Raw genomic sequence first — 6,970 nt, 5'->3', positions numbered from 1 at the left:
CGCCTACGGTATCTGTTTTCATAAAAAATCATGTTCAGTCGTTGTTAAGAAAATGAAATAAAAGATCCTCTGCGGAGCATCTTTTATTTCCGGTGTTTTGTCTCCTAATCTTTTTTGTAAAAAGACATGATATAGCCTGCCGCATCAAGAATTAGCCCTTCAGCCCATGGTGGTGTACGTCCCATCTGCTCACACACAGCATCGAGGCTCATTCGAGGATTGGCTTCAATAACCAGCTCATCGTGAATATGCATCACGATGCTGCAGTGCCGTAAGGTCTTCATGGCGTAGCACAGGATGTCCCTGGCGATTGCCTGCACGATGTTTTCTACAAACTTTGGCCCATAGCTTTCAATTCGTTCCCATTTCTTGGTGGCACCAATGCCTTCATAGGTAACATTCTCACCGCCAAACTGTCGGAGTGCCTTTGTAGAGCCCTGGGAGAAGGCAATAACCGCATCAGTTAAGGTGTTGATGTCTCTTCCGGTGCCATGAGCAATGGTGGCATAGGTCTTAAGCTGCTCATTTGAGTTGGTAAGACCGTTGTTGCCAAGGTCTACGAAGGCTTTAGCTAATTTGTCAGTAGCGGTAGCCGTCTCATCCTTGAGGCCGTTAAGGCTCCAGAAGGTTTTCTGAGCTGTTTCCAGATCACCAACAAGGGGAGTAAGTCTTGCCGACATATCCTCATAAACCCGTGAGGCTTCAAGTCCGGTGGAGATTATGCTCTTAAAACCATCAACAACTTCAGAGGCAAATTTTATGGCAAAACTGGTCATCAGCATTTTCCAGCCACCGGCATTTTTCTGCAGAACTCCGGTCTGAGTATCTACGGCTTTGGTGACCTTTTTGATTTCAGCTTCCTGCTCCTGCATGATTTTCCTCTGCTCGGCAAGAGTGGTGTTGGCATCCTTCTGCTGAGAGTTCTGGGTTTCAAGAGTCTTGCTGATTTCTTTGGTGACCTTGCTCTGCTTAGTGCCGAGGTCGGTTACGGTTTTAGTCTGAGCCTCAATCGAATCCGTTACGGTCTTAACGCTCTCATCAAGTCCGTGGATGGCGGCATTGGTGGCCTCTGCCTGTTTGGCGGATGCATCAAAGTTTGCTCCCATAGCGGCAGCAATCAGATCCTTCTGGTCTGCGTCATCATCATAAAAGTAGATGGTGAGCTCCTTTTCGGATGAATCCTTTAAACCTCCGCGGTATCTCTTGCGGTCATCATCAATGGTGGTGCATTCCACCGATTCGGCAATGTCACCGATGTCTCCGATTTCCTGAGCTCCGCGGAGAGCTTTCCATGTTGTGCCTCCGTCAGTAGAGAACTGGGAATGGGTACCCCCGAGAAGCACCGGCTCCTTCGGTTCATAGTCATAAAGTTGTGTATGTGCCATCTGGCTTTTTCATTCAAATTCTGTCTCTTATTTCTCCAATCGGCTATTCACTGCTTGAGCCAAATCGCCCAACTTCCCGAATAGCCAGTTTCCCGGACAGCTCTTTCGAGCAAACCAGCGGCGGACGGTCAGCAGCATCTCATCACTCTTGACCGAATAACTCAATGCCTTATCCTGATCAGCAATCCATACAAGTTTCTTTTTACCATTCCTTCTGCAGATATCAACGCACAGATCTACCAAGACAGCATACACCTTATCATTCATGGTGTAAGGTTCTGCCATGGCATACGAATAAGATGCGAAGTTTCATTATTGATTTTAAGAATTGCCGAGAAATGCCTATTTCTGCAAGGTTTGCCGGCTCTCAAACGATGCAGAAGTACCTTTTTGAATTTTAACAGAAACGTCATAAATAGCCAAAAATACGCATTTTGTAACAGTGAAAAGTAGTAAGAAAGGAGTAAAAATCTGAAGGTGTACTACTCGAATATTTATTAGATTTGGTATTCGTAAAACCGTTGATTTTTCAGATATTAAAAAGCTCATGCCATAATGGTCATGAGCTTAAAAATTAATTTTTATTACCCGCAGTACACGCACTCCGAGCCGACAAATACCATGGCATATGCCTTGACTTGTCTGTCCCGGAACTCCATGGCTGATTTGTATCTTAAAACCTGTTCTGTCGCATCTTTTACAGTGTTTTGAATCTTTGCTTCAGTAGCATCTGTCTTGGTGACGTATTTCAATTCGATAAGGTAAATGCACTGGTTACCTTTTCCTTTGTTAACGGTTATAACCAGATCGGCAAACTTTTCTCCTTTTCCGACAACTCTCAGAGATTTCTGCATTTCAACAAATATACCGCGTAAAGATTTAAGCTTGGTGTAGAGTGTCAGATTTAACGCCATTTCGCTCATGTGAGTCAGAACCTGATTGGTGAAGATTCCGCTCAGGAATTCCGTGCAGGATGAGGCAAATGAATTAATGTCATCATTAACATCACGTAACGATGATATGTCCAGAACAGTATCGGTAAATACCGTATTTGTTTTTAATCGCATGTCAGCGATGCATTGAGCAAACAGCTTTGACATGAAAAGATTAGGTATTTTGAGAGCCAGAGCGGAACTGTCGGAAGCATCCTTATCAATAGTGAGATACCCGAGATAATAGAGCATGGAGAGAAGCTGCTCCCGGCTATATTTGGTTACTTTATTTAAATTAATGTTTTCCGCCAGTTTATCCAGAAAGAAAAGATCATTGCTCAAATAGCTTTCCACGATCTCATCTAACAGACCATCTTCGGCAATGTCAAACAGCTGCTGAAGTTTGGAGCCGTCATGGTCTGATGCAGGATCCAGATAATCTTCAGGAGGGAGAAAATGCCCCTTAACTCGCATTTCGTCAAGATAATACAAACACATTGATGAATTGAAAACCGTATGATCAGATTCCTGACTGAAACAGTAACCGTCATATACCGGCTTCATTTTGGCAATGATTTCTTCCGGACTCATGTCAATCTGCCTGATATCAACGAGTTGTGGAATGAGAGCTGCGAGTTCCGTTTCAGTAAAGCCGGCATATTCATTAAAGCAGGCCCGGGAAGTAACATTGCGTGCAATATTAAACCCGGAGGTAAGGGAATCAAGTGATACGGATGACACTCCGGTAATAAAGGTTTTGGCAATACAAGTCTCAGCGCCTTCTTTAATGGCTGCGTAGAAATCCTTCAGAAATCCGCCGGTACCGGTGATAGCTTTAAACAGTTCCAAATCCTGCGAGAGAACACTGTTGGCGAAATTATCATATTCGTCAACCATCAGATAGAGAGACTTTTTTGATGGATACCGTTTGTAGGCATCAATAAAGGATTTAATAAAACTTGAAGGTGTCTCCTTTTCTGCATCAGTGGGATTGAAAACAAAATCCGGATAGCGCACCATAAAATCATTTATTCCACTGCTAACAGCAATGATAAAACTTCTGATGAGAGTATCTTCCTTAACTCCTGACACACCTGAAAAATTAAAGTTTATTACATGAAACGAATTATGACTTTGCAGATTTTTTTTATAAATATCGGTTTTAGAAAAAATTTCCTCATATCTGTCTCTATATGATATGTCGTAAAAGCATTTGAGCATTTGAACAAAGGTGCTTTTACCAAAGCGTCTGGGACGAAGCAGAACCGGATACGGAGTCATTTTGTGGTTATCAAGTGATTCTATTAAACTGCTTTTATCAGCAAATGCAAGCCCGGCGTTACGAAACGTTTCGTAACTAACCTGTCCGTATGGATTGTTTAATAACTCAATTTTATTTTCAATCATAAACCACCATCTTCTCCATTAAATCCCCGTGCTGTACTTTTAATTCCGTCAGATTACAAATAATATCTATATTGTTCTAATTATTTTCTTTTTTGCACAAAGAGACAAACAAGCTTTAACCGCTACTATCAAATATTAAAGACATTTGCCCCAAATATCAACATCGACGGCTGTTTTATGGAATGTTTATGGAAATGAAGACAAAAGTATCCTTAGATACAAGAAAAGCCCATGCCGCAAATAGGCCCCCATTCTTTGAAGATATAGTTGCACATTTATACGTAACTATACAGGTGTAATTATGGCTGTTATTGATGCTCCCGAACTTCCTCCTCTGCTATTCAACAGAAAATGTGGGATTCCGAACGTCACATGTCGGTCAGAGTTAAAGGAAAGACCATGACTGTGGGAAAGATCGTAGGAGGAGAGCTTACAGGTACAATTGAATGGGCTGAGAAGTTCTTGAGTCAGTATCAAATCCTTGAAAAGCTCAAAACAACAAGTGAAGAAGAAAGAACTGTATGAAGGATTAGATATTCCGTTACCAGGGCCTGAAACAAACATAGAGTATGAGGAAGATTCTGCAATAGAGTCTGAAGAATAAATAGAAATCCCCAACTCTAACTTAAGTTGGAGATTTTGACTTAACCCATAGTTACAGAAATTTGTTCAAAATATGGGGCGTTTCCTTTCGTGAATCGGACAGTTAATGATTAGCAGAGATCTTTTGCCTTACATGATGAGGATGGATCCGTTATCCATTCCATTTTGCCGTTATTCCATGTGCCGATAATTGTGATGCCGACATGTTCGCCGACACGTTCAGAGAATCTTTTCTGGTTGGCGTTTACGGTTATTACGGCTTCGGCTCGGCCGGATTTGCTCTTGTCAGCATCGGTTGATCTGACCATGGCAGAGTCAACGTACTTGGTATGGTAATCCTCCGGTTTTAACAACTTCCAACCTTTGCCCTCAGCGCCATTAATATTGTTACAGGCGTCTTTAACACCGTTTTCGGCATGCTCAAGGAAGCACAGTTCCGTCAGTTTCTTTACGTCGTCAGCAACTGTTACGACTTCCTGAAATTTGTCTTTCTTCATATGTAATGAATAGGCCGGAAGGGTAATTGATGCCACTATGCCGATAAGTCCGAGAACAACCATTGCGGTCAGCAGGATTACTACCGTACCAAATCCTTTGGAGCTCGGTTTGGACGGTAACGGATATCCGAATGAAAGGCATTCCAATGCTTCTTTAACCGTGTAAAGACGGCAGAAGCAGTACGATAAAAAATACAGCGTGATTACGGCTAAAATGACGATGACGCAGGCAATGCCGGTAATAGTCTGTTCACCCGGACTCGGTACACGCAGATCGACTTTCGCCAGTAAAATTAAGCCCCACCAGGCGATTTCCCATACAATAAGGAACTTGCAGATTGTTCTTACTCTGTCAGTAATCCTGACGTACAGAGGATATCCGTATTGACTGAATACGGAGCTGACCTTCTTTGTCAGACTGAGTGACATGATTAAAACTACCAGCAATAGGAGAGACGCTGCAGGATGAAGGAAATAAACCACCAAACATATTATCTGCAGTATGTTCATGGTATTGATGCCCTTAAGGGCTTTTGCAAGCTTTGGATCCATATTTTTGGTCGGGATACTGTCGTGGACGGCGGACTGCTGTTCCGCTTCGGTCTGTATGAATCCGTCATCGGTGTTCCGGAAGTGCTGCCCGGATTCTCCTGAAGCCGACGCCTGCTGTCCGTCGGTTACGGCGGCGTCGCGCGGTATTTTCCTGCCGCATACGGTGCAGAAGTTTGCGTGGTCTGATAACTCAGCCTTACAGAAAGGACATATCATGATGTGTGGGACTCCTCTTTCCCCCTGTGTTAACATGATTTAAAAATAATGTAAAAAATATGACAGCAACTTATTTTATCACCAAAATATTGATTCTTTGAAAATGAAAATTCGGTATTTAAAATTTTCTATCTCAGAATTACGGGTGAACTTGCCAAGAAATGGAACAATGCTAAAATACAGAATTGGGCAAGGGTTCTTAATCAGTTATCCTGTCTAGATGAAATCTGTGACAGAATAGCTAAATATATTAGATAATTTTCTCAAATTGGGCTTAACAAGGGTTTACACGGAATCGCGTTCACTCTCTTTGGGTACCGGGATGAAGAGTATTTCTTCCCCCGGATTAGATACCTGTCGTCTCTTGGTCTCCCAACAATTCCGTGATGAACCGAAAAAATCTGTATAACACATGTGATTTTGGCTCACTGCCGGATTCTGCCTGGTCATACCGGCGGGCGCGGGACTGCGGTCATGGTTCATGGCGGTGCGGATTCCTAGCGATCCCACACCCTCCATGTATCTGCACCAAGAATCTCTTCAGCTGACTCTTTAAGATAGGTCAGAGTCATTTCACGGTTAGCGTAGTGTTTAAGATAGTCTGTCCATTCATAGCATTCTTGATTTTTTTTATCACCGCATCTGAGACAGTAATCTGTAAACATGTGGCAGTTGTTGGATAAGAGAGAGTACCTGCCCAGATTTTGACCTACCATGCTGAGCGCCGTTTTTGCTATTCTTTTTTTGCCTACCGGATCATGACCGCTGCAGGAAACATATATGCTTACGGCAGTGCCTTTTTCCATAAACTGTTGAGGCGTGACTTTTTGAATAATGCATGTGCCGTTATCGTTATGCAGTTCGACAATGCAGTCTTTTCCTCCGCCTACATAAATCCCTGAATGTTCCATATTTCCCATTAAAAGATCGCAGTACAGCACTGATCCTTTAACCGGTTTTACCTTATCGCGAAAGACATTATCCACGAACGATTCCGTAAGATTGGCAATTGGGGATTTAACTGGATTTATAACTGGATTTACAAGCACCTTAAGTGCTTTCTTCAGAAACTTCATATCAGCAATTCCTTTTCGAGCATGGTGATACCCCGTTAATTATATTGTAGATATTTCAAGTCGTAATTATCCGGTTCAGCTCACAAATGCAGGAAAAAGTCATGTCAATGCTAAATTTCAGCGGATGCAGGTCTTTATTTATTCGCTTGGGACTGCAGGAACTGCATTTGTTTTTTAGCTCCGGAGTGCTGTAAATGCGGGCGGTAAAGAAAGAATTAAAACTTTCAGACCGAATTTACAGATGTGACAGCTGCGGAAATGAAATTGACAGAGACGAACAGGCTTCAATAAATCTGTTAAAT

The 6,970-nt window shown here is 42.5% G+C and carries 7 protein-coding genes; 2 read left to right on the top strand and 5 right to left on the bottom strand.

Annotated features, from left to right (window positions below; genetic code table 11):
* Positions 1-104: 104 nt before the first annotated feature.
* The 3 genes from QZU58_RS09995 to QZU58_RS09985 form a co-directional block, all read right to left on the bottom strand.
* Entirely contained in the window at positions 105-1,385 is a 1,281-nt protein-coding gene (locus tag QZU58_RS09995; protein ID WP_294496454.1) for a hypothetical protein, read from the bottom strand.
* Positions 1,386-1,412: 27 nt separating this feature from the next.
* Entirely contained in the window at positions 1,413-1,628 is a 216-nt protein-coding gene (locus tag QZU58_RS09990; RefSeq protein ID WP_294496452.1) for a sporulation protein, read from the bottom strand.
* A 341-nt stretch (positions 1,629-1,969) separates the two neighbouring features.
* Positions 1,970-3,724 (bottom strand): AAA family ATPase, encoded by a 1,755-nt coding sequence (locus tag QZU58_RS09985; protein ID WP_294496450.1) that lies wholly within the window; start codon positions 3,722-3,724, stop codon positions 1,970-1,972.
* Between the two features lie 399 nt (positions 3,725-4,123).
* On the opposite strand from QZU58_RS09985, the gene QZU58_RS09980 reads away from it, so the two are divergent.
* Positions 4,124-4,249, top strand: a complete 126-nt coding sequence (locus QZU58_RS09980; RefSeq protein ID WP_294496448.1) for a hypothetical protein — start codon at positions 4,124-4,126, stop codon at positions 4,247-4,249.
* Positions 4,250-4,437: 188 nt separating this feature from the next.
* Here QZU58_RS09980 and QZU58_RS09975 read toward each other — a convergent pair whose 3' ends face one another.
* A complete protein-coding gene (locus QZU58_RS09975) occupies positions 4,438-5,592 on the bottom strand; it encodes a hypothetical protein (RefSeq protein WP_294496446.1) in 1,155 nt (384 codons plus the stop codon).
* A 497-nt stretch (positions 5,593-6,089) separates the two neighbouring features.
* Positions 6,090-6,668, bottom strand: coding sequence for a lecithin retinol acyltransferase family protein (locus QZU58_RS09970; protein ID WP_294496444.1), 579 nt, complete (start codon positions 6,666-6,668; stop codon positions 6,090-6,092).
* Between the two features lie 194 nt (positions 6,669-6,862).
* Between QZU58_RS09970 and QZU58_RS10250 the strand changes: the two genes are divergently transcribed.
* Positions 6,863-6,970: zinc ribbon domain-containing protein (locus tag QZU58_RS10250; RefSeq protein WP_363174842.1), on the top strand; the 108-nt coding region annotated here is incomplete at its 3' end.

Source organism: uncultured Ruminobacter sp., assembly GCA_902764345.1.
GTDB lineage: Bacteria > Pseudomonadota > Gammaproteobacteria > Enterobacterales > Succinivibrionaceae > Ruminobacter.
Note: the sequence above shows the minus strand (reverse complement) of the source record. Positions and strands in the feature narration are given on the sequence as shown.